This is a genomic window from Deltaproteobacteria bacterium, assembly GCA_016709225.1.
In the GTDB taxonomy this organism is placed as follows: Bacteria; Myxococcota_A; Polyangia; order Nannocystales; family Nannocystaceae; genus Xiheibacterium; species Xiheibacterium phototrophicum.
On the sequence record JADJEE010000001.1, the window covers coordinates 3,134,283 to 3,159,548 of the forward strand.

Annotated in this window: 23 protein-coding genes; 8 read left to right on the plus strand and 15 right to left on the minus strand. The window is 71.6% G+C overall.

The window, feature by feature from the left end:
• Window positions 1-27: 27 nt before the first annotated feature.
• The 8 genes from IPH07_12815 to IPH07_12850 form a co-directional block, all read right to left on the minus strand.
• Window positions 28-396, minus strand: coding sequence for a 2Fe-2S iron-sulfur cluster binding domain-containing protein (locus IPH07_12815; protein MBK6918269.1), 369 nt, complete (start codon window positions 394-396; stop codon window positions 28-30).
• A gap of 25 nt (window positions 397-421) precedes the next feature.
• Window positions 422-2,392 (minus strand): Fe-S protein assembly chaperone HscA, encoded by a 1,971-nt coding sequence (gene hscA, locus IPH07_12820; GenBank protein ID MBK6918270.1) that lies wholly within the window; start codon window positions 2,390-2,392, stop codon window positions 422-424.
• Complete coding sequence (hscB, locus tag IPH07_12825) at window positions 2,392-2,913, minus strand: Fe-S protein assembly co-chaperone HscB (protein MBK6918271.1); 522 nt, start codon at window positions 2,911-2,913, stop codon at window positions 2,392-2,394. Before hscB ends, hscA begins: the two co-directional genes overlap by 1 nt.
• Window positions 2,913-3,209 carry an iron-sulfur cluster assembly accessory protein gene (locus IPH07_12830; protein MBK6918272.1) on the minus strand — a complete coding sequence of 99 codons (297 nt, stop codon included), beginning with the start codon at window positions 3,207-3,209 and terminating at the stop codon, window positions 2,913-2,915. The genes hscB and IPH07_12830 overlap by 1 nt, the downstream gene beginning before the upstream one ends.
• A gap of 125 nt (window positions 3,210-3,334) precedes the next feature.
• Window positions 3,335-3,757, minus strand: coding sequence for a Fe-S cluster assembly scaffold IscU (gene iscU / locus IPH07_12835; GenBank protein MBK6918273.1), 423 nt, complete (start codon window positions 3,755-3,757; stop codon window positions 3,335-3,337).
• A 25-nt stretch (window positions 3,758-3,782) separates the two neighbouring features.
• Window positions 3,783-5,009, minus strand: a complete 1,227-nt coding sequence (locus tag IPH07_12840; GenBank protein ID MBK6918274.1) for an IscS subfamily cysteine desulfurase — start codon at window positions 5,007-5,009, stop codon at window positions 3,783-3,785.
• A 24-nt stretch (window positions 5,010-5,033) separates the two neighbouring features.
• On the minus strand, window positions 5,034-5,546 hold the full coding sequence (locus IPH07_12845) for a MerR family transcriptional regulator (protein ID MBK6918275.1): 513 nt from the start codon (window positions 5,544-5,546) through the stop codon (window positions 5,034-5,036).
• A 190-nt stretch (window positions 5,547-5,736) separates the two neighbouring features.
• A complete protein-coding gene (locus IPH07_12850; protein ID MBK6918276.1) occupies window positions 5,737-8,013 on the minus strand; it encodes a hypothetical protein in 2,277 nt (758 codons plus the stop codon).
• Window positions 8,014-8,247: 234 nt separating this feature from the next.
• Here IPH07_12850 and IPH07_12855 point away from each other — a divergent pair, with 234 nt between their 5' ends.
• Complete coding sequence (locus tag IPH07_12855; protein MBK6918277.1) at window positions 8,248-8,712, plus strand: sporulation protein; 465 nt, start codon at window positions 8,248-8,250, stop codon at window positions 8,710-8,712.
• Between the two features lie 114 nt (window positions 8,713-8,826).
• Window positions 8,827-10,161: a hypothetical protein gene (locus IPH07_12860; protein ID MBK6918278.1), complete on the plus strand. Its 1,335-nt coding sequence runs from the start codon at window positions 8,827-8,829 to the stop codon at window positions 10,159-10,161.
• Here IPH07_12860 and IPH07_12865 read toward each other — a convergent pair.
• From IPH07_12865 to IPH07_12880, 4 genes are all read right to left on the minus strand, one after another.
• Window positions 10,158-10,637 carry a hypothetical protein gene (locus tag IPH07_12865; GenBank protein ID MBK6918279.1) on the minus strand — a complete coding sequence of 160 codons (480 nt, stop codon included), beginning with the start codon at window positions 10,635-10,637 and terminating at the stop codon, window positions 10,158-10,160. The genes IPH07_12860 and IPH07_12865 overlap by 4 nt on opposite strands.
• Window positions 10,631-11,368, minus strand: coding sequence for a hypothetical protein (locus IPH07_12870; protein ID MBK6918280.1), 738 nt, complete (start codon window positions 11,366-11,368; stop codon window positions 10,631-10,633). Before IPH07_12870 ends, IPH07_12865 begins: the two co-directional genes overlap by 7 nt.
• Before the next feature lie 3 nt (window positions 11,369-11,371).
• Window positions 11,372-12,961 (minus strand): serine/threonine protein kinase, encoded by a 1,590-nt coding sequence (locus IPH07_12875; protein ID MBK6918281.1) that lies wholly within the window; start codon window positions 12,959-12,961, stop codon window positions 11,372-11,374.
• A gap of 81 nt (window positions 12,962-13,042) precedes the next feature.
• Window positions 13,043-13,699: a sigma-70 family RNA polymerase sigma factor gene (locus IPH07_12880; protein ID MBK6918282.1), complete on the minus strand. Its 657-nt coding sequence runs from the start codon at window positions 13,697-13,699 to the stop codon at window positions 13,043-13,045.
• Window positions 13,700-13,897: 198 nt separating this feature from the next.
• Here IPH07_12880 and IPH07_12885 point away from each other — a divergent pair, with 198 nt between their 5' ends.
• The 4 genes from IPH07_12885 (at window position 13,898) to IPH07_12900 (ending at window position 19,791) form a co-directional block, all read left to right on the plus strand.
• Window positions 13,898-15,370: a hypothetical protein gene (locus IPH07_12885; GenBank protein ID MBK6918283.1), complete on the plus strand. Its 1,473-nt coding sequence runs from the start codon at window positions 13,898-13,900 to the stop codon at window positions 15,368-15,370.
• A 166-nt stretch (window positions 15,371-15,536) separates the two neighbouring features.
• Entirely contained in the window at window positions 15,537-16,247 is a 711-nt protein-coding gene (locus IPH07_12890; GenBank protein ID MBK6918284.1) for an ABC transporter ATP-binding protein, read from the plus strand.
• Entirely contained in the window at window positions 16,244-18,601 is a 2,358-nt protein-coding gene (locus IPH07_12895; GenBank protein ID MBK6918285.1) for an FtsX-like permease family protein, read from the plus strand. The genes IPH07_12890 and IPH07_12895 overlap by 4 nt, the downstream gene beginning before the upstream one ends.
• 5 nt (window positions 18,602-18,606) lie before the next feature.
• Complete coding sequence (locus IPH07_12900) at window positions 18,607-19,791, plus strand: efflux RND transporter periplasmic adaptor subunit (GenBank protein MBK6918286.1); 1,185 nt, start codon at window positions 18,607-18,609, stop codon at window positions 19,789-19,791.
• Between the two features lie 7 nt (window positions 19,792-19,798).
• Here the strand turns inward: IPH07_12900 and IPH07_12905 are convergent, their stop codons facing one another.
• Together IPH07_12905 and IPH07_12910 are read right to left on the minus strand one after the other, a co-directional pair.
• Complete coding sequence (locus IPH07_12905; protein ID MBK6918287.1) at window positions 19,799-20,272, minus strand: hypothetical protein; 474 nt, start codon at window positions 20,270-20,272, stop codon at window positions 19,799-19,801.
• 64 nt (window positions 20,273-20,336) lie between these two features.
• On the minus strand, window positions 20,337-21,347 hold the full coding sequence (locus IPH07_12910) for a hypothetical protein (GenBank protein ID MBK6918288.1): 1,011 nt from the start codon (window positions 21,345-21,347) through the stop codon (window positions 20,337-20,339).
• Between IPH07_12910 and IPH07_12915 the strand changes: the two genes are divergently transcribed.
• The gene (locus tag IPH07_12915) at window positions 21,346-22,062 is read left to right on the plus strand and encodes a hypothetical protein (GenBank protein MBK6918289.1); all 717 of its coding nucleotides are present in this window, start codon (window positions 21,346-21,348) and stop codon (window positions 22,060-22,062) included. The two genes, IPH07_12910 and IPH07_12915, sit on opposite strands and share 2 nt — an antisense overlap.
• A 729-nt stretch (window positions 22,063-22,791) precedes the next feature.
• Window positions 22,792-24,159, plus strand: a complete 1,368-nt coding sequence (locus tag IPH07_12920; protein MBK6918290.1) for an MBL fold metallo-hydrolase — start codon at window positions 22,792-22,794, stop codon at window positions 24,157-24,159.
• Here IPH07_12920 and IPH07_12925 read toward each other — a convergent pair.
• Window positions 24,156-25,241 (minus strand): metallophosphoesterase, encoded by a 1,086-nt coding sequence (locus IPH07_12925; protein MBK6918291.1) that lies wholly within the window; start codon window positions 25,239-25,241, stop codon window positions 24,156-24,158. The two genes, IPH07_12920 and IPH07_12925, sit on opposite strands and share 4 nt — an antisense overlap.
• Between the last annotated feature and the right edge of the window lie 25 nt (window positions 25,242-25,266).

Genomic DNA, 25,266 nt, shown 5'->3' on the forward strand with positions numbered 1-25,266 from the left:
GCGCGCGGGCCCCCGCGGGGGATTGTATCAAGCGCCGGAGCCGCTGCGATCGGGGCGGTGCTCGGGGTGCTCGTTGAACCACACCTGCAGTGACTCCTGTGTGATCTCGACCATCAGATCTTCGGTCTGCACCACGCACTGGCAGCCCAGCCGGCTATAGGGCCGCACGTCGAAGCCCATGTCCAGCCGGTCCTCCTCGCGCTCGGTCATCTCCGCGAGGCTGCCCAGCCCCTCGCGCACGTAGACGTGGCACGACGAGCAGGCACAGACGCCGCCGCACGCGCTGCCCATCTTGACGCCGTGCTCCTCGGCGATCGCGAGCAGGTCGTCCTCCCGTGGCTTCACCGTGACCTCGGTGCGGGTTCCGTGGGGATCGATGAAGGTGATCTTGGGCATTTGCGCGGGGTGCTCTTCGGGGGGTCTACGACGGCTCGCCGTCGATGGTCTCGGCGCCGTGACTCCCGCGACGCTCGGCGAGCGCGTCCTCGTCGGCCACCGTCGCTTCGATCTCGGCGACCGTGCGGCCGGCCATGCCGTCGTGCAGCGCCCGCTCCATGCGGCGGCGCGCGAACGGCTCACTGACGCTCTCGAGCTGCTCGCGGGCGCGCACGACTGCACGGGCGTCTTCGGCGGCAAGGGCCGCGTCGCCGCGGGTCAGCGCCGCCTCGATCGCGGCCCGCTCGTCGACCGGCAGCAACGAGGTCAGGTGACCGACCTCCGCGAGCGCGGTGCGGACCGCCAGTGCCACGCGATCGAGCTCGACCCGGGCCTCCGCGAGGTTGCGGGCGGCGAAGTCGTCCTCGGCGCGATCGAGGCTCTCCATCACGAGCTCGTCGACCTGCGTCGAAGACAGCCCGTGGGTGGGCTTGATCTCGACGGTCTGCTTGACCCCGGTCATGAGCTCGCGCGCGGTCACGGTGAGCAACGCATCGGCGTCGAGCTGGAACGTGACCTCGACCCGCGCCATCGACGGCGGCAGCCGCGGGATCCCGCGCAGCTCGAAGCGCGCCAGCGAGCGGCAGTCGCGGACCATCTCGCGCTCACCCTGGACCACGTGGATGACCATGCCGGTCTGCTGCTCGCTGTAGTTGGTGAAGACCTGTCGCGCGGCAATCGGGATGGTCGCGTTGCGCGGAATGATCTTCTCGATCATGCCGCCCATCGTCTCGAGGCCCAGCGACAGCGGCACCACGTCGAGCAGCGTGATGCCCTCGCGCTCGCTACCCGACAACACGTCGGCCTGGATCGCCGCGCCATGCGCGACCACCTGGTCGGGATCGAGATCGTGCAGCGGCTCGCGACCGAACACGTGGGCGACCAGGCGGCGCACGAGGGGTGAGCGCGTCGATCCGCCGACCAGCACCACGCCGTCGAGGGCGTCGGCGGTGATGCCCGCGTCCGCGAGCGCGCGCCGGCAGGGCGCGACCGTGCGCCGCGCGACCGGCTCGATCACCGCCTCGAGCGCGGCACGGGTCAGCCGCAGCGGCGCGAGCTGGGCGCGCGGCAGCTCGACGTCGATCTCCTCGCGATCGGACAGCGCCTCCTTGGCGGCGCGCGCGACCTGCAGCGCCTCGGCGGCGACCTCGGCCGTCGGCGCGACCACGCCCGCGCGCGCGAGCAGCTCGGCCGCCAGCGCGCGATCGAAGTCGTCGCCGCCCAGCGCTGAGTCGCCGCCGGTCGCGAGCACCTGGAACACGCCGTCGTGCAGGCGCAGCACGCTGATGTCGAAGGTGCCGCCGCCGAGGTCGAACACCGCGAAGGTGCCGCGCTCGCCGCGATCGAGCCCGTACGCCAGCGCGGCCGCGGTCGGCTCTGCGAGCAGACGATAGACCGTGAGCCCAGCGATGCGCGCAGCGTCCTTGGTGGCTTGGCGCTGGGCGTCGTCGAAGTACGCCGGCACCGTGATGACGGCACCGTCGACGGGCCCCCCGAGTTCTTGCTCGGCGCGGGCGCGCAGCACCGCGAGCAGCTCCGCGCTGACCTCCATCGGCGTGACCCGCCGACCGCGACCGACGTCGAGGCGCAGCACGCCGTCGTCGTCGTCGATCCGGTAGGGGTGGCGGAAACCGATCTCCGCACGACCGCGGCCCATGAAGCGCTTGACCGAGGCGACCACCTGCGACGACGCCGTGACCGCGTGGGCCCGCGCGCGTCGCCCCACCACCGGACGCTCGCCGCTGTAGTCGACCACCGAGGCCAGCAGTGGGCCGTCGTCGACGTCGAGCACCCGCGGGGCGCCGCCGTGCGCCGCGATCGCGACCAGGCTGTGGGTAGTGCCGAGATCGATGCCGATGCCGCGGCCGGGCGCCCGGGGCTTCGCCACCGCCCGGGCCGGCTCCTCGATCTGAAACAGGGCGCCGGCGTCGGCCAGCGAGTCGTCGATGCCTGACATCACACCTCGTCGATCTCGTCGATCTCGTCGATCAGGCGCTGCAGGTAGCGACGCTCGACCAGGGCCACCGCGGCCGACCGCACCTCGCCGGACCGCAGCGCGGCAGATGCCCGCGCGAAGCAGGTCGCGAGCTCGGTCGCGGTCGCACTGCGCAGGGCATCGATGGCCGCGAAGCCCTGCTTGCGCGCGCCCTCGAGCGCCTCGCGACGCTCGATCATCTCGGCCAGGAACGCGGGCGGCATGTGCGGTGCACCGCGCTCACGATCGGTGACGTCGAGATCGATGCCCGCGAGCTTGCACAGGTACTCGGCGCGGCGCACGGGGTCGCGCAGGATGCGATAGCCCTCGTTGATCGCCGCGCTCGCCTCCATCGCGGCCCTGCGCGCGGCGGCGTCCTGGCCCACCGCCCGATCGGGATGGTGGGCCTGGGCCAGCGCGAGGTAGGCCTGCTCGAGCGCGGCGGTGTCGAGATCGACGCCGCGGGCGAGCCCGAGCCGCTCGAAGTGATCGGTCGGCGACATCAGAAGCTGATCGACTCGCCGCAGCCGCACGCGGCCGAGACGTTGGGATTCTCGAAGCGATAGCCGTGGCCGCGAATGCCGGTCTCGAAGTCGATGCGGGTGTGCTTGACCAGTCGCATGCTCTTCGGGTCGACGAACATCCGCACCCCGAACGACTCGATCACGACATCGCTCGCGCGCGGCGGACCGTCCTCGAACTGGAACATGTACGAGTAGCCGGTGCAGCCACCGCCGCGGATGCCGAAGCGGATCGCGGCCTGCGGCGTGCCGCGCTTGACCAGCTGATCGCGCATCATCTTGGCCGCGCGCGCGGTGATCGTCACCGTCGGCGGGGCCTCGTCGGCGCCGGTCTGCTCGGCCTCGGGCGCGGGCGCGGGCGGTGGAGCGCCGCCAGCCTCGTCGCTGTGCACGGCCGCTGCGTTCACGGCACGGCCTCCTCGGCCACGCTCGCGGTGGTGCCGGTGCCGGCGGCCTGCTTGGCCTGCCAGTCGCGGATCGCCGCCTTGATGGCGTCCTCGGCCAGCACCGAGCAGTGGATCTTCACCGGCGGCAGCGACAGCTCCTCGGCGATCTGCGCGTTGTCGATGGTGAGCGCCTGCTCGACCTTCATGCCCTTGACCCACTCGGTCACCAGGCTCGAGCTGGCAATCGCAGAGCCGCAGCCGTAGGTCTTGAAGCGCGCGTCGGTGATGACACCGTCCTCGACGCGGATCTGCAGCTTCATCACGTCGCCGCAGGCCGGCGCGCCGACGATGCCGGTACCGACCGCTTCGTCGTCCTTGTCGAGGCTGCCGACGTTGCGGGGATTCTCGTAGTGGTCGATGACCTTGTCGCTGTACGCCATGGTGATTCTCCGATGCGTGCCGCTGCTAGTGCGCGGCCCACTGGATGGTGCTGAGGTCGATGCCGTCTTGGACCATCTCCCACAGCGGGGACATCTCGCGCAATCGCGCGACGTTGTGGATGAGCAGCTCGGCCACGTAGTCGAGCTCCTCGCGGGTGGTGAAGCGTCCGATCGTCATGCGCAGGCTCGAGTGGGCCAGCTCGTCGTCGAGCCCCATCGCGCGCAGCACATACGACGGCTCGAGGCTCGCCGAGGTGCAGGCCGAGCCCGACGACAGCGCGACCTCCTTGAGCGCCATCAGCAGGGACTCGCCCTCGATGTACGCGAAGCTCAGGTTGAGATGGCCCGGCAGCATGTGCTCGGGCGCGCCGTTGCGCACCACGTGGTCGATCTCGCGGGTGAGCCGATCGCACAGGTAGTCGCGCAGCTCGGCGATGTGCGCGGCCTCGGCCGCCATGCCCTCGCGGGCGATCCTCGCGGCCTCGCCGAAGCCGACGATCGCCGGCACGTTGAGCGTACCGGAGCGGTTACCCCGCTCGTGACCGCCACCGTGGATCTGCGGCGCGAGCCGGACCCGCGGCTTGCGACGGCGCACGTACAGCGCGCCCACGCCCTTGGGCCCGTAGATCTTGTGGGCCGACATGCTCGCGAGGTCGATGCACATCGCGTCGACGTCGATCGGCACCTTGCCGAACGCCTGGGTCGCGTCGGTGTGGAACAGGACCCCGCGGGTGCGACACAGCTTGCCGATCTCTGCGATCGGCTGGATCACGCCGGTCTCGTTGTTGGCGAACATGATCGACACCAGCGAGGTGTGCTCGCGCATCGCCGCCGCCAGCTCGTCCATGCGCACCAGGCCGTCGCGCCCGACCGGCAGGTACGTGACCTCGACGCCGTCGCGCTCGAGGTGCTTGCAGGTGTCGAGTACGGCCTTGTGCTCCGTCGCCACCGTCACGACGTGCTGCGGTCGGCCCTCGGCGCCGTGGGCGAGGTACTCGACCACGCCCTTGATCGCGAGGTTGTTGGACTCGGTCGCGCCGCTGGTCCAGGTGATTTCCTTGCTGTCGGCACCGATGGTGCTCGCGATCTCGCCGCGCGCACGCTCGACCGCCTCCTCGGCGGTCCACCCAAAGGCATGGGTGCGGCTGGCCGCGTTGCCATACATCTGCGTGAAGTAGGGCAGCATGGTGTCGACCACGCGCGGATCGACCGGGCAGGTGGCGGCGTAGTCGAGATAGATCGGCGTCTTCACGGTCATGGCGTCTTCTCTTGGGCCTCACCGGCTCTCGCGGGGGCGGATGCGCGTGGGGATCGCGGGGGCGAGGTGCACACCCGCGACCAGGCTGGGTGCGGTTTGATCGGCGTGCACCGAGTCGCACGCGGCACACGAGTCGAGCTCGTGGTCGTGGGTGCACGCGCGGCAACCCTCGAGGTAGGCGAGGCTCTCGGCGAGGTCGCGCTCGAGCTGCAGCAGTCGCTCGACCTGCGAGCGCGTGTCGGCGAGCTTCGAGCGGAACAGCTCGCGCAGCGATTCCATCGCGCCAGGGCCCGAGACCGACGACTCGACGGTGTCGATGAGCCCCTGGATCTGCGGCAGCGTGAAGCCCATGTCCTGCAGCTTCGCGATCCAGTAGACCCGCGCGACCTGATCGGGGCCGTACAGGCGGAAGCCACCGGTCGACCGCGCCGCCCGCAGCAGGCCCAGCTCCTCGTACAGGCGCAGCGCCCGGAGGGACTTGCCGGTCTTGCGGGCGAGGTCGCCGATCTTGAGGGTCTGGGGCTCCGACACGAACTCTAACCCTTACGTAAGGTAAAGGTCCTCGGGCGGAGTCTGGTCCAGGACGGCGGGGGCGTCAATCGCTGACGGCCCTGGAGGGTCTCACCTGCACGTGAGGGTTAATGCAGACGCGGAAAGGCCCCCGCGGCGGGCGCCGCGGAGGCCTCTGCAAGCAGTGCGGATCCTCGAAGGCGGCCGGGGATCAGCCGGGCTTCGCCGGGCGGACCGGGCGCACGCCCGGCTTGATCGGGATGACCGGCTTGACCGGCTTGACCGGCTTCTTCGGATCGGGGGTCGGCTTCGGCGGCTCGACCGGCTTCTTCGGATCCGGGGTCGGCTTCGGCGGCTCGACCGGCTTCTTCGGATCGGGCGTGACCGGGTCGGGCTTCTTCGGATCGGGCGTGACCGGATCGGGCTTCTTCGGATCGGGCGTGACCGGATCGGGCTTCTTCGGCGCCGCCGGCTTCTTCGGATCCGGCGTGTGCTTGGGCGCGACCGGCTTGGTCGGGATCTCGAGCGGCGGCGGCGGCTCGTCCGGCTTCACCCCGAGGTCGTCGGCGAGCGCCGGGTTGCTTGCGCCGGTGACCCGCGCGAAGCCCACGGCCGCCGCAAGGGCGACCGCGCCGGTGCCCGAGCCGACCAGCGCGCCAGGACCCTGATCCCCGGCACGGGCGTGGTACGCGAACGCCATCGGCGAGCCGGCATAGCTCGACGCGAGGGTCGCGAACTCGACCGCCGGGTCACCACCGGCGGCGACCTTGCGCGCGGCATCGAGGGCGGCCTTGCCCTCGTCGGTCGCACGGTTGCCGATGCCCTGCACTGCCATGTGCACGATCGGTGCGGTCGCACCCTCGGGCTGTGCGATCCACATGGTCGCGCTCGACAGCGGCGCGAGCAGGGCGAGCGCAGCGTTGACCTGCGACGGCTTCACCTCGGTGGTGGTCTTGAGCGCGGCGTCGATGACCTTGCGCATCGCCGCGCCCTGCAGCGCGTCGACCGGCAGGTGCACCACCGCGCTGACCTCGTTGCGCGGCAGCGCGTCGGCGAGCTGGTGCGGCAGCGAGGCCAGCAGATCGGCCGACGGTCCGCCGCCGCCGCCCTCCAACATCTTGCCGACGTTGGTGGCGTTGGGTCCGATCGCGACCGTCATCATCTGGCCGTGGGCGAAGGTCCAGACGTCGGGGCTGAGACCGGCGTAGGACTCGAGCACGTCGAGCTCCTTCACGCCGCCGAGCGCGACGTGGAAGGCATCGACGGTCGATCCACCGCCCTGCACCTGGGTCTTCTCCCAGGTCAGCTTGCTGTCCGGCACGTCGGGCACGGCCTTGGGCAGCTTCGCCTCTTCCTTCAGGAGGTCGTCGAAGGCCGCCGGCACCGTGCTGACATCGGTCATGCCCATCTGCACGAAGAGCGCGCCGGGATCGACGTCACCGGCGACCACGAACTCGCCGGTGAGGCTCTTCATGGCGGTCGCGATCGACGGCGGGGCTCCGGCGGCGGCCTGCTCGATGCCCGAGGCCATGACTGCGGGGTTGACCCGCGCCCACATGAAACCCGCGCCGGCCTGGACCTGCGAGAGCGTGTTGGCGGAGCCGGGCTGCAGCATCGCCTTGAGCGGCGCGGTCTGCTGGTTGTCGGGCATCGCCATGGCCACGTGGACCAGGCCCGGCAGCGTCGCGATCGCGAACGACACCGGGGTGCCGTCGGCATCGATCGCCCCCATCACGTTCGACTCGTCGAGATCCACGCCCGGCAGTCGATCGCCGAGCAGCTTGCGGATCGGCGCCGGATCGGTCGCGGGCTTGTAGCCGTCGAGGGTGGCCTGGTCCTTCGCGCAGGCGTTCCATCCAGCGTGGCCGTCGAGCGCCTTGCAGCTGGCGAGGTCCTTGGGGGTCTCGCCCATCGCGGTCGCGAGGTCGATGATTGCGGTCGGCTTGTCGGCCGCGAACACGAGCACGGCCTTGTCGGGCGCATACTCGATCATCAGGCCGCCCTCCTGCGGTCGCAGGCCGGCGGTGGCGATCGCAGCGATGACGGCGTCGATCTTGGTCTTGCCCTCGGCGAGCTTGGCCTTGGCCTGCACGAGGTCGGTCGGGGTGCCGGGCTCGGCGGCCAGCGACGCGAGCGGGCCCTCGAGGAACTTGGCTTCCTCTTCGGCATACTCGGCGAGCACCGAGGCATCGCGCACGATCATGAACTGCGCCTTGTCGTCCGGGACGAACGCCAGCATCGCGTCGAGCCCCGACAGCATCGGCGCCACCGGGATCGGCGCGGCCTCGACCGGCTTCTCCTCGGGCTTCTTGTCCTCGGCCTTGGCTTCGACGGGCTTCTCCTCGGCCTTCTCTTCGGTCTTGGCCTCGTCGGTGGAGTCTTTCTTGCCGGTGAGTTCCTCGATCTTGCTGCAGCCGGGGACCGCAGAGGACATGAGGAAGATCAACGAAAGCGGCATCGCGACGCCGCATCGCCTGGTGGGGAGCATGGTGCGGAGCATACAGGCAGGCGGTGGCCCGCGGTAGGGCGGCCGCACGTGATGACGAAGTCTGGACGATGCGCGGCTGTGACCCGCGACGGCGGTTTCGTTCGGCATGGGTCCATGCGGACGCGGGTAGATCGGAGGCCGTTGCCCGTGCGTCGACACCCGTCGCCGCGCGTCCGCCAACGGTGGACCTGCCGCACCCGAACGCGGTAGCGTTGGGGCGCGGGAGCATTGTCCATGGGCTTTTCGGAGAAGATGCGCGACAGCCTCGGCGCCGAGGGGGCGAGGATCGAGGTCGCAGCCCCGGAGCACGCAGTTTCGCCGGGCGACACCGCCACCATCCACGTCGCGATCGTGGGCGGCACCAAGCCGGCGGTGGTCGATGCCCTGGTGTTGCGCCTGGTCGAGGCCGACCGCCACTGGCGCGACGAGCAAGGCGCGACCCTCAGCGAGGCGGAGGTGGGGACCCGCGACGATCGTTCGCAGCTCACCGCGGGCTGGACCCGCAATACGCTGTTCGAGCGCCGAATCGAGGTCGGCGTCACGGTCGACCCCGGCGCCCGCCACGAGCTGACCGTGGAGCTCGCCGTGCCGACCGCGTGCCGGCCCTCCGACCCCGCGTGCAACCACGCGCTGCACGTGCAGGCCGACATCAAGGGCCAGATCGATCCCACCGGACAGGCGCGACTCAAGGTCGGCTGAGGGCGCGGTCGCACCGGCGACCACGCCAGCCCACCCGCCATGGCCCTCCCGCCGTGGCCTCCGGGGGATCGCTGCGATTGCAGGCGCGCGGCGCTGCGCCGTACGATCGCGAACATGGCTTGTCGTTCGAAGGTGTGGGTGGTTCGCGCCGCTCGGGTCGTGACCGCCGCGACGGTACTGTGCATCGCACGACCGGCACACGCCGAGCGGGTGGTGTATCTCAACCTCGATCCGCAGGCGCTCAACTCGGGCGCCGGCAACGACCCTGCGCAGAACTCCCACGCGACCACCGGCTTCGTGCCGGGGTCGATCGGCGGCTGGCCGACGCTGTCGGATACCGACCGCGCGCTGCTGCTGCACTGGTTCAAGCAGGCGACGGTGCCGTTCGACATCCGCTTCGTGCTCGATCGCCCAGCGGTCGGGACCTACGACATGCTGGTGTTCGGCTCCGAGGCCGACAACACCGCACTGTTCCCGTCGCTCGGGTGCTCGCCCGCGATCGGCCTGGCCGACTGCACCGACACCGACGCCGAGGACATCTCGTTCATGTTCTGGGGCTGCATGCCGGCCGCGCAGCAGGACGAGCTCGAGCGCGTCGCCTTCTATGGGCTCACTGCGATGGGCTTCAGCTGGGGCCTCGAGAACCTGGTCGGCACCGGCCAGATCATGGGCTCCTACAGCCTGACCGGACTCGAGTTCGGCAGTGTGTGCACGGCGATCTCGGGCACCTCGCAGTGCACCCACAGCGGATGCGGGGCCAGCCAGCAGAACTCCACCACCGACCTGAACGGCGTGATCGGACCCCGCGTCGACGACGGCCCGCCGGTGGTCACGATCACCGCACCGACGAACTACGCCATCGTCGATCCCGAGCTCACCATCGCGGCGACCGTCGACGACGCCTTCGGTGGGGTCGCCGTCGCGCTCGAGGTGGTCGAAGCGGGCCAGTCCCTCGACGACGACGTGCCGCCGCACTCGTGGCACCTGCAGGCGATCCCGGCCGGCAAGTGGACACTGCGCGTGACGGCCACCGATGCCGACGCGAACGTGAGCATGCAAGAGGTCGTGGTGTGTGTCGGTCTCGACGAATGCAACGATGAGGTCGGCGGCAGCAGCAGCGGTGGTGGCAGCTCGTCCGACGGCGGTGGTGCAGACACCAGCACCGGCGCCGCCGAGACCACCACCGGCGAGGCCGCCAGCTCGAGCGACGGTGGTGGGAACGACACCGGCGGGGCGGTGACCGGCGTGGGCACGACCGTCACCACCGGGGGCTTCGGCGGCGGCGATGCGGCGCCGGGCTGCGGCTGCACGAGCGACACACGTGGTCGCGCCGGCGCGTGGGGCCTGGCGCTGCTGGTCGCATGCACGCAGCGCCGACGGTCCGCATCGCGCCGTGGCGGGAACGGCCGCGGGAGGCCGCCCGTCGGCGCCCGCGGCACCAGCTGCTAGCGCTGCCCGTCGGCCGCGATCGCAGCGGGCGGGTCGGCCTTCGGCCCCTCGCGCACGAAGGTCCAGTCGCCGGCGCCGGCGTTGCTGCCGTCGCCGCGCCCGAACGAACCCGTCAACGCGGAGCTGTCGCGGTTGACCAGCAGCCACCCCGCTCCGCGATCGCCACGGCCGTCCTGCCAGGTGAACTCGACGAGGTTCGAGGCCTTGCGCTCGCCGTCGGGGCCGGCGATCTGCACGTGCGTCATGTTGAGCACGTAGCGGCGCTCGATGGCATCGGCGGCGAACAGCCCGCGGTAGCGCATGGGCGCCAGCTCGTCGACCACGAAGTCCCCCGCGACGCCCGCGATCTCGCCGTGCCAGCGCCCCGCGACCGTGACCGGCTCGGCGTAGAGCTCCGCAGGTGGCAGGTCGGGGGTCTCGGTCTTGTCGCAGGCGGCCGTCATCAACGCCAGCCACAACCAACGCGGGCTCACCATCGCCACAGCACTCCTTGCAGCAACGCCGTCGTGCGTCGGGCACGACGTTGTGCCCGCGCGCCGCGACCGAGCGTCGCGAGTCGCACGGTGCCGGCCACGAGCAGCGCCGCACCGACCGACACCAACGCCGCCGCCGCGACGCTGAAGCGTCGCGCACGATCGAGGTGTTGCGCGAAGGCGCCGTGCTCGGTCGATCCGATCGCGGCCCGTCGCTGGCTCGCCATGCCGCCGTAGAGGCCAGCGCCGACGAGCAGCCCCACCCCTCCGATCGCGACCAACGACAGCCCGAGCGCATCGTCGGCCGGACGCGGTCGCGGGGTCGGCTGCGGCGGCGTGGTGGTGCCTGCGTCGTCGTCGTCCCCGCTCGCCGGCGGCTGCTCACCGCAGGCCGCGATCGCCTCACGCGCTGCGCGGGCACCCGCGGCCGGCGGCGCGGCGTCGAGGTAGAGCCGATAGAACTCGACCGCCGTGTCGCAGTGGCCGTCGGCGCGCTCGATCTGCGCGCGTGCGTAGAGGAACTCCGGCCAGGGCTCGATCATGTATGCGCGCGCGATCGCTGTGCGTGCCGCCCGGTAGTCGCCGGCCTCGAAGTGGTGCAGCGCCTCCTCGGCGGCCGCGGCCGCGGGTCGCGACGGTGTGCCGTCGTCGTCGGCGATCCCGGCGGGATCGAGCGAGGGTCGAGTCGGCGCCGGCGCGAGCGCGACGGCCACGGCGAGCAGGTGCGCGGACATCCGTCAGTCGTGGGGCGGGAACAGGGCGTTCGGCCGCGAGGGCGTCGGCGCGTGCGGACCGGCGGCCGAGGGGACCGGCGCGTCGACGCTCGGGCGCGTGCCGGCGGCGGCCCGGACCCGCGGCTTGACCTTGCGCGCCGACGAGATCGGCGGTGGCGCGGCGTCGTCTTCGACGTCGTCGGGCGCGAGCTCGATGTCCACCACCGCATCATCGCCGAACACCGCGTCGGCGCCGGCGGGGTCGGGCGTGTGCGCACCGTCCCCGGCCATGCCGCCCGCGACCACGCCGCGCTCGGGCGCGTCGTTCGGGGGCACCGCGAGCCCTCGCGCGCTCGCGGGCTCGGCCGCAGCAGCGGGCTCGGTCGGTGCGGGTTCGATCGCGTCGGCGCCCGCCGGCTCGCTGGCGATCGCGGCCGCCGTGGAGTGTGCGGTCTGGGTCGAGCGCCACCACTGCAGCGCGCCCACGCCCATCGCCGCGACGACACCGACCGCGGCCACGGCCGCGACGACCACCGCTGCACGCGTGGGCCCTCGCCGCGGCGCGAGCTCGGCGGCCATGCGCGTCGCGGCGTCCTCGTCGACGGGGGCCGCATCGGCACCGGCGCCCATGCTGCCCTTGCCGAAGGTCGGATAGGGCTCGTCGCCGAACAACCCGTGCATGTACTCGGCGAGCCCGTGATGACCCACGCGCAGGCGCGCGGCGTGGGCAAAGGCCTCGAGCTCGAGGCCCAACGCCTGCGCCGTCGCGGGACGCTGTGCCGGATCGCGGTGCAGCGCACGCATGACGATCTCGGCCAGCGCAGGCGGATAGTCGGGCTGCAGCTGTCGCGGGTCCGGCACCATGCCGAACACGATCTTGCTCATCACCGCATAGTCGTGATCGCCGACGAACAGTCGCTGCCCGACCGTCAGCTCCCACAGCAGGATCCCGAGCGCGAACACGTCGCTGCGACGATCGACGACGTCACCACGGCACTGCTCGGGCGACATGTATCCACGCTTGCCCTTGACCACACCGGCCTGTGTGGCCTTCGAGCGGGCCTCGGCCCGCGCGATGCCGAAGTCGACCAGCTTGACCACGCCGTCGAACGTGACCAGCAGGTTCGAGGGCGACACGTCGCGGTGCACCAGCTGCAGCGGCACGCCGTCGGGGCCGCAGCGCTCGTGGGCGTGGTGCAGGCCGGCTGCGGCCGGCAACACCAGCGACAGCGCCACCTCGAGCGGCATCGGGCCCGGCGGCGCGGTCTTGAGGATCGACCGCAGGTCGCGGCCGTGTACGTACTCCATCGCGTAGAAGTGGTCATCGCCCACGCGACCGATGTCGACGACGTGCGCGATGTTGGGATGATCGAGGGTGCCAGCGAGGCGCGCCTCGTCGAGGAACATCGCGATGAACTCGGGGTCGTCGGCGACGTGGGGCAGCACCAGCTTGAGGGCGAACAGCTTGTCGAAGCCACCGATGCCGCGCGCACGCACCAGGTAGAGCTCGGCCATGCCGCCCGAGCCGATGCGCCGCACGATGGTGTACCGCCCCATCGTCGTGCCAGGCGCGAGCACGCGTGGCCGCAGCGTCACTTCGCCGAGCGGTTGCATCCCTCGGCCCCAGCATACGATCGCCGCCGGTCGCAAGGCGAGCCGTCCCGTCGACGCCCCGCGCGCGGGCGGGCGCTGCCGCTAGCGCGGGCGCTTGGTCGGCACGTGGGCATCCGCGAGCGATCGCGTCCAGCCCTCGAGATCCGCGAGCAGCGCACTGCGCGGCGACTCCGGCCCGCCGAGCTGGTCGACGTAGTAGCGCAGCAGCTCCCGCGCTCTCGCGAGACGCGTCGTGACCGTGCTGACCGGCACACCCGTGGCAGCGGCGACCTCGCCGGTGCGCAGGCCCTGCCAGTAGAACAGCTCGACGGTGAGCTGCAGCTCACCCGACAGCTGCGCGAAGGCGATGAGCAGCAGGTGTTGCTCCTGGCGACGCCCCACCATCGCCGAAGGTGAGGTCCGCGTCAGGTTGTCGTCGACGTTGCGCTCGAGCATCGACTGGAAGCGAGCATGGGCTCGCAAATGCTTGAGCAGCTGGTTGCGAGCGATGCCGAACAAGAACCCGCGAAAGCTGGCATCACCGCGGAAGCTATCGAGCGCCTCGACGCACGCGAGGAAGGTCCGCTGCGTGAGATCGTCGGCGCCCTCCGGCAGCCGCCGCGCGAAGAAGGCGTGCACGCTCGCGTAGTGGCGCGCGAACAATTGTCCGCCCGCGGTCTCGTCACCGCCCCGCCACGCCCGCAGCAGCGCGAACTCACCGTCGTCGGCCGCGTTGCCGTCGCCGTCCCCCGTCACCATCCGCCGTAAAAGCGTACTCCCGGTCGACCACGCTTGTCACAGGCGCGGCCGATCCGCGACCATGGCGCGATGCGTCCGTCGTCCACACCGCTGACGTACGCGCTGGTCGGCGCGCTCGCGAGCGTGGGTGGCCCCGCGTGTCTACGCGACGGCGTGTTCCAGTGCGTCGAGGACGGCAGTTGCCGCGACGGCGGCGCGATGGGTCGCTGCGAGCCGAGCGGGTACTGCAGCTTCGCCGACCTGCGGTGCGAGTCCGGCGCTCGCTATAGTCGCTTCGCGTCGCCGCCGCTCGCCGGCCGCTGCACCACGGTGGGTGGCAGCGAGGGCGGATCGTCGAGTACCGCCGACGACGGCTTCGACACCGCGTTCGAGGACGGCAGCAGCAGCAGCGCAAGCGCCGTGGTCGACGCGGGACCACCGGCCGTGCGCACGCCGGTGGTGCCGGCGTGCGGCAACGGCTACCTCGAGGACACGGAGATCTGCGACGACGGCAACCTCGTCGACGCCGACGGCTGCAACGTCGACTGCGTACCGTCGGGCACCGTGCGGTGGACCACGCTGCAGCAGGGCGACGCCGGCGGCAACGACTACGGCTTCGCGCTGGCGTTGCTGCCCGACGGCAACATCATCACCGCCGGCCGTTCCGCGGGCGACAGCGGCGACGCGTGGTTCTCGCGCTTCGATGCCGTCGACGGCAGCCTCCTGCGCAAGTGGCTGAACTCCACCGAGCAGCCCGAGGAGGCCCGTGCGGTCGTGATCGACGATGCCGCGAACATCTACGGCGCCGGCTGGTACCGCTGGGCCGACACCAGCACGCGCCGCGAAGACCAGCTCATCGGAGCCTACTTCGATCACGCGATCGAGGGCGGTGAGCCCGGCGGGGCGGTGGAGCAGCTGTGGCTGCATCGCGCCGACAGCCCCGCCCACGGCGACGACCGCTCCTATGCCGCAGCGCTGCGGGCCAACCGCACCCAGGTGGTCGTGTTCGGCAAGGGCGGCGCCGACACGGACATCGACAGCTTCGTGCGCGGCTACCCACTCGGGGGCCCCACGCCAGCGTGGTCGAGCCTGGCTGGCATCGATGCGCGTGCCGACGAGGTGCGCGCAGGGGTGGTCGACGCCGACGAGCACATCTATGCCGCTGGGGTCGTCACCACCAACAACAATGGCAGGACCGACGCGTGGATCGGCGAGCTCGGTGCGCCGGTGGGCACCAGCGCGACGTGGCTGTGGCACGCGCGGCTCGGCACCGCGACCGTCGACGAGCTCGCGCAGGCGATCGCAGTCGCCGACGACGACACCCTGCTCGTCGGGGGCCACGTGGGCCTGCGCGCGATGTGGGCCCGCTTCGATCGCGCCGGGCTCGAGCTCGAGCGGTGGGTCGATCCCGGCGATCAGATCTCGGAGATCCACGGCATCGCTGTCGACGGCACCGGTGCGTTCGTGACCGTGGGCTACGTCGAGAGCCTGGCCCACCTCGAGGACATCACGGTGACCAAGTACGACGTCACGGGCACGCGAGCGTGGGCCGATCGCTACGACGGCGACGCCAGCGGCAACGACCGCGCGCGCGCGGTCGTCGTGACCGAGGACGACGACGTGATCGTCGTTGGCCATGCGGTCACCGCCCTGGGTGCCTCGGATCTGTGGCTTCGTCGCTACGCCCCCTGACGCCGCACCCAGGGGCCAACCGCAAGGGCGCCCCCGGTACGGCGCCCGCCGCCGAGCCCCCGCGCGCGAAGGCTTTGCGTCGGGCGGCAATTCCCGCGGGGCTGCCGTGTGCAAGCCAGCTTTCATTGTCATGCTCGGCCCGACCGTGAGCACCGCGACCCCGCCGATGCCCGAGCGCGCCGTGCTGTCCGCACGCGGTCTGACCAAGGTCTACCGCATGGGTGAGGTCGAGGTGCACGCGCTGCGGGGCGTGGATCTCGACCTGTTCGAGGGCGAGTTCGTGGTGCTGCTGGGGGCCTCCGGCTCGGGCAAGTCGACGCTGCTCAACATCCTCGGTGGGCTCGACCAGCCCAGCGGCGGCTCGGTGCGGCACCGCGGCGACGAGCTCACGCGCGCCGACGAAGCCGCGCTCACCCGCTACCGCCGCGAGCACGTGGGCTTCGTGTTCCAGTTCTACAACCTCATCCCGAGCCTCACCGCGCGGGAGAACGTCGCGCTCGTCACCGACATCTGCACGCACCCGATGACGCCGGACGAGGCGCTCGCGATGGTCGGCCTCGGCCATCGGGTCGACCACTTCCCCGCGCAGATGTCGGGCGGCGAGCAGCAGCGGGTCGCGATCGCCCGCGCGATCGCGAAGCGACCCGAGGTGTTGCTGTGCGACGAGCCCACCGGCGCGCTCGACGTGGTGACCGGCAAGGTCGTGCTCGCGGTGCTCGAGCGGGTCAACCGCGAGCTCGGCACCACCACCGCGATCATCACCCACAACGCCGCGATCGCGCGCATGGCCTCGCGCGTGATCACCTTCGCCGACGGTCGCGCCCAGCAAGTGACGACCAACGACCGCCGCGCCGCCGCCGAGGAGATCGAGTGGTGAGGGCGCTCGATCGCAAGCTGCTGCGCGAGCTCGGCAACCTGCGGCTGCAGCTGCTGGCCATCGTCATGGTGCTCGCCAGCGGGGTTGCCAGCTACGTGTCGATGCTGAGCGCGTACGACTCGCTGGCGCGCTCGCAGGACAGCTACTACGCGGCCTCGGCCTTCGCCGACGTCTGGGCCACCGCCAGCACCGCGCCGGCGTCGCTGCGCCACCGCATCCTCGAAGTGCCCGGCGTGGCGCAGGTCGAGACCCGCGTGGTGCAGTCGGTCACCCTCGATCTGCCCGACATGTCCGAGCCAGCCACCGGTCGGCTGCTCTCGATGCCCGCGCGCGCCGACGGACTCAACCGTCTACACCTTCGGGCGGGTCGCTGGCCCGAGCCCGGACGCAGCGGCGAGACGTTGATCAACGAGGCCTTCGCCAACGTGCATCAGCTGGGTCCGGGCGACGCGCTGTGGTGCGTGATGAACGGCCGACGCGAGCAGCTGCACGTGGTCGGCATCGCGCTGTCGCCGGAGTACGTCTACTCGGTGTCGGCGGGCTCGCCATGGCCGGACGACAAGCGCGCGGCGATCCTGTGGATGGACCACGAGGTGCTCGCCGACGCGTTCGCGATGCGGGGCGCGTTCAACGACGTCACGCTCGCGCTCGGCGTCGGTGCCAGCGAACGCGCCGTCATCGCGGCGGTCGATCGCCTGCTGGCGCCGTGGGGCGGGGTCTCGGCCCACGGCCGCTCGCTGCAGAGCTCGCACCGCTTCCTCGCCGACGAGCTGCAGCAGCTGCGCTCGATGGGGCAGGTGGTGCCCATGATCTTCCTCGGGGTCGCGGCGTTCCTGCTGAACGCGGTGCTCTCGCGCATCGTGGGCGGACAGCGCGAACAGATCGCCGCGCTGAAGGCCCTCGGCTACGGCAACCTCCGGCTCGGGGTCCACTATGCCGAGCTGGCGTTGGTGGTCGTCACGGTCGGCAGCGCCATCGGCATCGCGCTCGGTGGCTGGCTCGGCGACGCGATGGTGGGGCTCTACCGCCAGTACTTCCGCTTCCCCAACCTCGCGTTCGCGCTCGAACGCGGCACCGCGCTGACCGCCATCGCGATCAGCACCGTCGCGGGCGTGGTCGGGGCGCTGGCGGCCGTCCGCGGGGTCATCGCGCTGCCGCCGGCCGAGGCCATGCGCCCGCCGCTGCCGGCCCGCTACCATCGAGGCCCGCTGTCGCGCGCGCTCGAGCGCGTGCTCTCGCAGCCCGCCCGCATCGTCGCGCGCAACCTCGCCCGCAATCCGCTGCGCAGCCTGCTGTCGTCGCTGGGCATCGCGTTCTCGATCGCCATCATCATCGCTGGCAGCTTCTCGCAGGACGCGCTCGTCGAAGTGATGGACGTCGCCTTCCAACGCGAGCAGCGCTACGACGTGCAGGTCGCGTTCCGCATCGCGCTCTCGGAGGACGCCGTGCGCGAGCTGCGTTCGCTGCCGGGCGTGCTCGAGGTCGAGGGCCAGCGTGCCGCACCGGTGTGTCTGCACGTCGGCAACACGCGCTATGACACCGCCATCGTCGGCATGCCCGAGCACCCCCGCCTGCGACGCCTGCTCGGCGACGACCTGCGACCGGTGACGATGCCCGAGCGCGGTCTGGTGCTCACCGACGAGCTCGCCCATCGGCTCGACCTGCAGGTCGGCGACGTCGTCGACGTCGAGGTGCTCGAGGGCCGGCGTCACACCGTGCAGGTCGAGGTCGCGGGGCTGAGCCACGAGCGCCTGGGCCTGTCGGGCTACATGCGCATGGCGGCGCTGCACCGCCTGCTCGGCGAGGGGCCGCGGGTCACCGGTGCCCTGCTGGCGGTCGACCCCCACCTGCGCGACGCGACCTACCTGCAGCTCAAGCGCGTGCCGGCGGTCGCGTCGGTGGGCCTGCGCTCGGCGGTGTTCGACATCTTCAACGAGACCACCGCCAAGATGCAGACCACCACGACGGTGCTGCTGGCAGGATTCGCGTCGATCATCGCGATCGGCGTGGTCTACAACGGCGCGCGCATCACTCTGGTCGAGCGCTCGCGCGAGCTCGCGACCCTGCGCGTGATCGGGTTCACCCGCGCAGAGGTCTCCGGCATCCTGCTCGGGGAGCTGGGGGTGCAGCTGCTGCTGGCAATCCCGCTGGGCTGGCTGCTGGGCTGGTCGCTCGCGCTCGGCGTCATCCAGGGCGTGGACGCCGAGCTGTTCCGCTTCCCGCTGATGATCTCGCCCAGAACCTATCTGTTCGCGACCGCGGTGGTCGTGGTCGCGGGGCTGCTGACGGCGCTGTCGGTGCGCCGCAAGGTCGACCGGCTCGATCTGGTCGAGGTGCTGAAGACCCGGGAGTGATGCCCATGAAGTGGATCAAGTGGACCATTGCCGCCGCCGTCGGGGTCGCTACCGCGGCCGGTGTGGCCGCGTCGCTGCGGACCAAGCCCATCCGGGTCGAGAGCGCGAGCGTGGCGCGCGAGCGCCTGCGCGTCACCATCGACGAGGACGGCCGCACCCGCGTGCAAGACCGCCACATCGTCACCGCACCGCTGACCGGCAACCTCGCGCGCATCGATCTAGAACCCGGCAACGCGGTGACCGAGGGGCTGACGGTCGCACTGATCGAGCCGATCCCCCCACCACTGCTCGACGCGCGCGCCAACTCGGAGCTCGAGGCCCGCGTGCACGTCGCCGAGGCCAGCGCCAGGCAGGCCAGCGCCGCGGTCGGCCGGGCCGAGACGCGCAAGACCTTCACCAGCCGGCAGCTCACGCGCCTGCGCAAGCTCGCGTCCGACGGCGCCGCCAGCCAGGAGGAGATCGACACCGCCGAGCTCGATGCCGAGGCCGCCGCGCGCGAGCTCGACGCGGCGCGCTTCGGGGCCCGGGTCGCGCGCTTCGAGGTCGACACCGCCAAGGCTGCGCTGGCCCGCAGCGCCGGCGGCAGCTCGACCGAGCAGTTCGAGATCCACTCGCCGATCGTCGGCACCGTGCTGCGAGTGCTGCGCGAGAGCGAGGGCCTGGTCACCGCCGGTACGCCGCTGATGGAGCTCGCCGATCCCCACGCGCTCGAGATCGTGGTCGACGTGCTGACCGCGGACGCGGTCGAGATCGAGCCCGGCGACGCGGTCGAGATCCAGCGCTGGGGCGGCGAGCAGCCGCTGCAGGGCCACGTGCGCCTGGTGTCGCCCTCGGCCTTCACCAAGGTCTCGAGCCTCGGCGTCGAGGAGCAACGCGTCGACGTGATCGTGAGCATCGACGACCCCTACGAGCGCTGGCAGCAGCTCGGCGACGGCTATGCGGTGATCGCCAGCATCGTGGTGTGGGAGCAGGACGATGCCGTCACGGTGCCGACCGCGTCGCTCGTCCGCGACGACGAGGGCTGGGCGCTGTTCGTGATCGCCGACGGTGTTGCGACCCGCCGCAAGGTCGGTGTCGGCCGCCGCGGCGCCACCGCGGTGCAGATCACCGAGGGCGTGACCCCCGGCGAGGTGATCGTGATGCACCCCAGCGATCGCATCGCCGAGGGCGTCGCGATCGAGCCGCTCTAGCAGGGGCTCACTCGGCGAGCGGCAGCCGCCCGCGCAGCTGCTCGAGCGCAGCGGAGATCGCCGCGTCGTCGTGGCTGGGCAGCAAGCGTGCGGTCCACTCGATCGCGGGGTCGACCGCGCGGAACACCTTGGTCGGCCGCGGCGGCCGTCCCACCAGCAGGAACGTGTTGATGAAGGCCATCACCGCCGCCCCGCGGAAGCCCGGCAGCAGCACCACGTGCGCGCGCGAGCGGGCGAACAGCGCCGCGTCGCGGGTGTACGCGGCCGAGCACGCGCGGACCTCGTCGGAGAACTTCGGCACGCCCGAGAACGCGACGTTGAGGAGGGCCAGCGGACCATGGCTCGCCTCGACGCGGCGACCGTGGTCCCCGAGCGCGCGCATCTGCGTCATCTCGGGCGCGTCGGCCCACGCGCACAGGAACAGCGCGTCGTCGTGGGCCATCAGCACGCGCCCATCGGCGTAGAGATCGACCAACGCCATCGTCGTGCGTCACGGTAGCACGGTGGTGCGCACGCGCAGCAACGCCCCCCGAAGCGGGACGGCTTCAGGGTGGGCCGGAGACGATCGATGCGCGGGCGCAGGTCGGGCCGAGATCCCACACCGCGTGCGCGTCCTCGGAGGCATCGCCGCGGATGCCGGTCATGATGGCGCCCATCGGGCACATCGCGTCCTGCTCGCCGCCGCCGCTGCCGGCCGCGCCGGTCCACGGGCCAGGTGGCGCAGGATCGAGTCGCACGCCGCCGGGTGCGTCGGCGTCGAGCGTCGGGGTCGCACAGGCGAGCCGCAGATCGACGATGTGGTCGCCGCTGTAGACCTTCGCGGTGAGCCCCACGGGCACGTCGCCCGGCGCACACGCGATCGCATAGCTGGCCAGCTCCGGCGTCTGCGAGCCGCGCTCGGGCAGCACCGTCGCGTCGTCGACGATCTCGAGGTGCACGCCACCTTCGGCGGCCAGCGTCAGGCGCGAGCAGCCCCCGGCCACGCTGACCGTCCACGAGTTCTGGTCCGAGACCCCGCCGAGCTTGCCGTTCAGACCTCGCAGCACCCGCGGCACGCCGTCGGCGATCACGAAGCAGCTGTCGGTGAAGCCCACCGCGCCGCTCATGCCGACCGGTGGCGGTGGATTGGCGACCATGAGCTCGACCGCACGGGGCGTGAGCCTGCAGTCGCTGCTGCAGCCATCGAGGGGATCGTCATTGGCGTCGTCGCAGGCCTCGCCGTCGCCCGGCACGCCGTCGCCGCAGCTCGGCATCGCCCCGCCACTGCTGCCCTGGCTCGCGTCCGCGCCGGCGTCGCTCGAGCCGGTGTCGAGCGGACCCGTGGCGGTGCCGGTGCCGGTGCCGGTGCTGTCCCCGGAGCCGTCGCTGTCGCCGTCGTCACTGGCGGCCGTGTCGTCGGACGCCGCCGCGCCGCCGTCGTCGCTGGGCGACTCGGAGAAGCATCCCGCGCCCGCCGACAGCACCCACACCGCCAGCAGCACGCCGCGGCGCCCCCGCGTGCCCGCGGCGCTCCCCGACCCCGTGGCCCCCGTCGCGATGTCCGTCGATCGTCGCATGCGTCGTCACGACTGTACCAACTCGGCCACGCCGGCGCCGCCGGTCGGGGCCCGCATCGCGGTCGACTTCACGCAACTTCGCAATCGTGCGTGCCGCCAGTGCCGAGCCCCTGGCGTGGCGTGCGACTTCGGGTGCAAGATCGTCGTGGTGAGCTGGCGTCGTCCGTCTGTCCGAGACCTGCCGCGCGGCCCGATGATCGGCGCCACGTTGGCCTTCGTGGTCGCGTGCAAGGAGCCCAACCCGGCGTTCATGCCCGACACCGACGGCACCACGAGCACCGCCGGCAGCGGCCCCAGCAGCAGCAGCGGCAGTGATGGTCCGGTCTCGCTCACCCTCACCGGCGCCACCACGACCGCCTCGAGCGACGGCTCCACCGCTGTCGACGGCAGCTCGACCACGCAGGATCCCACCACCGACTCCGACCCCACCGCCGGCGACGCGACCTACCCCGCCTGCGATCCCACCGCCATGCCCCCATGTCCGCCCGAGCAGAGCGACTGCGTGCTGGTCCAGGGCGGCTCCTGGTGCGCGAAGAACTGCGACGGCGACGCGAGCATGTGCCCACCGCCGACCTCCGGCACCGCCACGGTCGAGTGCGCAGGGCCGGGCGGCAATCAATGCGCACTCGACTGCAGCGCCAACGCGACCTGCCCCGACGGCATGGACTGCCGACACCTCACCGGCACGGTGTACCGCTGCATCTGGCCGGGGTGATCGACCGCCGGTGTCTCGAACGCGTCATGGACCGCCAGGCGCGGGGTCTGGCGGTTGCCTGATGGGTGCAGAGCGCCGCGGACCAAGCTCGTCGCCATCGCACCACTCGCGAATCGGCAGCTCCCAGTTCGGCGTGTGACGGTCGCGAAGCAGCTCGCAGGTGTTCACTCGGATGGCGCAGTGGCGCTCGAGACAGAGGCAGCCAGTGCCGGGAACATCCATGTCGAGCGTGCCCGCGATCACCATCTCCACGGGCCACATCATCTCGGATTCTCTACGAACGCCGCAGACGTATGGGTGCACCGAGCCGACGGGCATGCAGTCTGCGTCAACGAGGCACTCGGACGGACGCTCGGGCGGCAACGGATCCGGCGGATGGCCGAAGGGCTTCGGCCCGGCTCCGCTCGCATGCCCGACGTCGCGCCGATCGTCCACCGCACGAGGGCCGGTCGTGCATGCGACGGCAAGCACCGTTGCAACGAGCGCGCCTGCCCGACCGAGGCACAGCGCGGGCGCATGGGGCATGTGAGCGACGCGCATCTCAAACTCGTTTCCCATCCGCGATCGTCAAGGCTAGGTCCGTCTACGTACGCCCGCCAGCGCCGTCTGTCGAAGTCATTCGAACAGGACGCGCCGCGTTCGTGGCCCCGATCGTCTGGCCGTCGGCCGCCTCAGCCGCATCGGCGCGCTTCGTTCCGACCGCCGGTGTCTGTTAGCCTCGCTGCCAGCATGCGCATCCAATTCCTCGGTGCCGCCGGCACCGTGACCGGTTCGAAGACCCTCGTCACCAGCACGCGCGCGCGCGTGCTGGTCGACTGCGGCCTGTTCCAGGGCCTCAAGTCGCTGCGGCTGCGCAACTGGGCCGAGCCGCCGTTCGAGCCCGCCGAGCTCGATGCGATCGTGTTGACGCATGCGCACATCGATCACAGCGGATGGTTGCCGCGGCTGCACGTGGCGGGCTTCCGTGGCCCGGTCTACTGCACCCACGGCACGCGCGACCTGCTGCAGGTGTTGCTGCCGGACTCGGGCTGGCTGCAGGAGGAGCAGGCGCGCCACGCCAACCGTCACCGCTGGTCGAAGCACGACCCGGCGTTGCCGCTGTACACGCGCGCGCAGGCCGAGGCGGCGCTGTCGCTGCTGCGACCGATCGCGACCGGGGCCAACGTGCGCGTGGCCGATGGCCTGCACGCGAGCTTCCACCCCGCCGGTCACATCATCGGCGCGGCCTCGGTGCGGCTCGACGACGGTCACACCGCGATCGTGTTCTCCGGCGATCTCGGCCGCCTGCACGACCCGATCATGCGCCCGCCGGCACCGCTGCCGGCCGCCGACGCGCTGGTCCTCGAGTCGACCTACGGCGACCGCCGTCATCCCCAGGGCGACGTCGCGACCGAGCTGGCCCAGGTGCTGCGCGAGACCTTCGACAAGGGCGGCGCGGCGGTCGTGCCGGCGTTCGCGGTCGGCCGCGCGCAGCACCTGCTGCACCTGGTCGCGCAGCTCCGGCACGCCGGCGAGATCCCCGAGGTGCCGGTGTTCCTCGACAGCCCGATGGCGATCGCGGCCACGCAGATCTTCCTCGATCACCGCGACGAGCATCGCCTGAGTGCACAGCAGTGCGATGCCATGCAACGCATCGCCCGCACCACCGCCAGCCCCGACGAGAGCAAGCAGATCGACGGCCGCGGCGGGCCGATGATCGTGATCTCGGCCAGCGGCATGGCCACCGGTGGCCGCGTGCTGCACCACCTGACGCGCTTCGCCCCGGACGCGCGCAACACCATCGTGCTGGTCGGCTTCCAGGCCGCCGGCACCCGCGGACGCGCGCTCGCCGAGGGCGTCGACGAGCTCAAGATCCACGGCGACTACGTGCCCGTGCGCGCGCGGGTGGTGAACCTGCAGGGGCTCTCGGCCCACGCCGACTGGGCCGAGATGCTCGAGCACGTCGCCACGAGCGGCATCCATCCCCGCGCGGTGTTCGTGCAGCACGGCGAGCCCGCGGCCGCGGACGCGATGCGTCGGCGGCTGCAGGAGCGCTTCGGCTGGCGCGCGGTGGTGCCCGCCGATGGCGAGGTCTTCGACCTCGCGACCGCGCATTAGAGCGTGATCGTGCGCTCGTACTGGGCGTTGCCGTCGCGATCGAAGAACACGCCGGTGAAGCTGTCGTCGACGACCTCGACCCAGAAGAAGCCCGGCGTCGCGACGTCTTCCCAGTGGGTCGGGTTGTCGTCGCGGTGCGGCAGCTCGGTGAGCTTGGCGCCCGCGCCGGAGACGATGAACTCGGTGCCGCACTGCGAGACCAACCACTGGCGGCTGTGGTCGTGGCCGCTGAGATAGACGTGGACCTTGCCGCAGACCTCGGCCTCGAAGAACTCCTGCACCGCGTCGCCACCGATCAGGCCGCCGAGACCCTCGTAGTTGCCCGCGTTGCCGTGATCGCCGTTGGAGATGTACGGGTGGTGCCCGAACGCGATCGTCCATCCGTCCGACGCCGCGGCGAGCTCGGCGCGCAGGAACGTGCGCTGGGCCTCGAGATCCTGCGACCAGAACAGCTGCGAGGTGTCGAGCGAGATGAAGTGCACGTGCTCGACCTGGAAGCCGTAGTACTCCGCCGGCAGCGACCACTTGTCGCTCGCGGCCGAGTAGTCGATCTGGGCCTGCGAGCGCGACCAGTCGTTGCCGAGCAGGCCGTAGTCGTGGTTGCCGAGCGTGATGTGGAACGGGAAGTCGATCGGCGCGTAGGGCTGCTCGAACTTGGTCTCGAACTGCATGTCCATGCTCGAGTCCACGCCGACATCGTAGAAGTTGTCGCCGAGGTACAGCGCGAAGTCGCAGCCGCGTTCCTCGCACACCGTGGCGATGGTCTGGCCGACCGCGAACTGGGCCTCGTTGCCCTCGCCGGCGTCGCCGAGCGCGACGAAGCGGACCTCGCCCTTGGGCATGCCGACCTCGGTGTCGCTGCCCGAGGACGAGCCGGCCTGTGTCGACGCGCCGCCACTCGAGTCCGCCACCGTCGTGCTCGCGGAAGTACCGGCCGTCGTGCCCGCGCTCGTCGACGCGGTGCTCGTGCCCGCGCTGCCGCCCGAGCCGCTGCCGCTACCGCCGCTGCCCTCACCGGTCGGATCACCACCACACGCCATCGCCGCCACGCACCACGCTGCTGCCCCGAGCCATCGTCCCATTGCCGACCGTCCCCCTTGCGCGCGG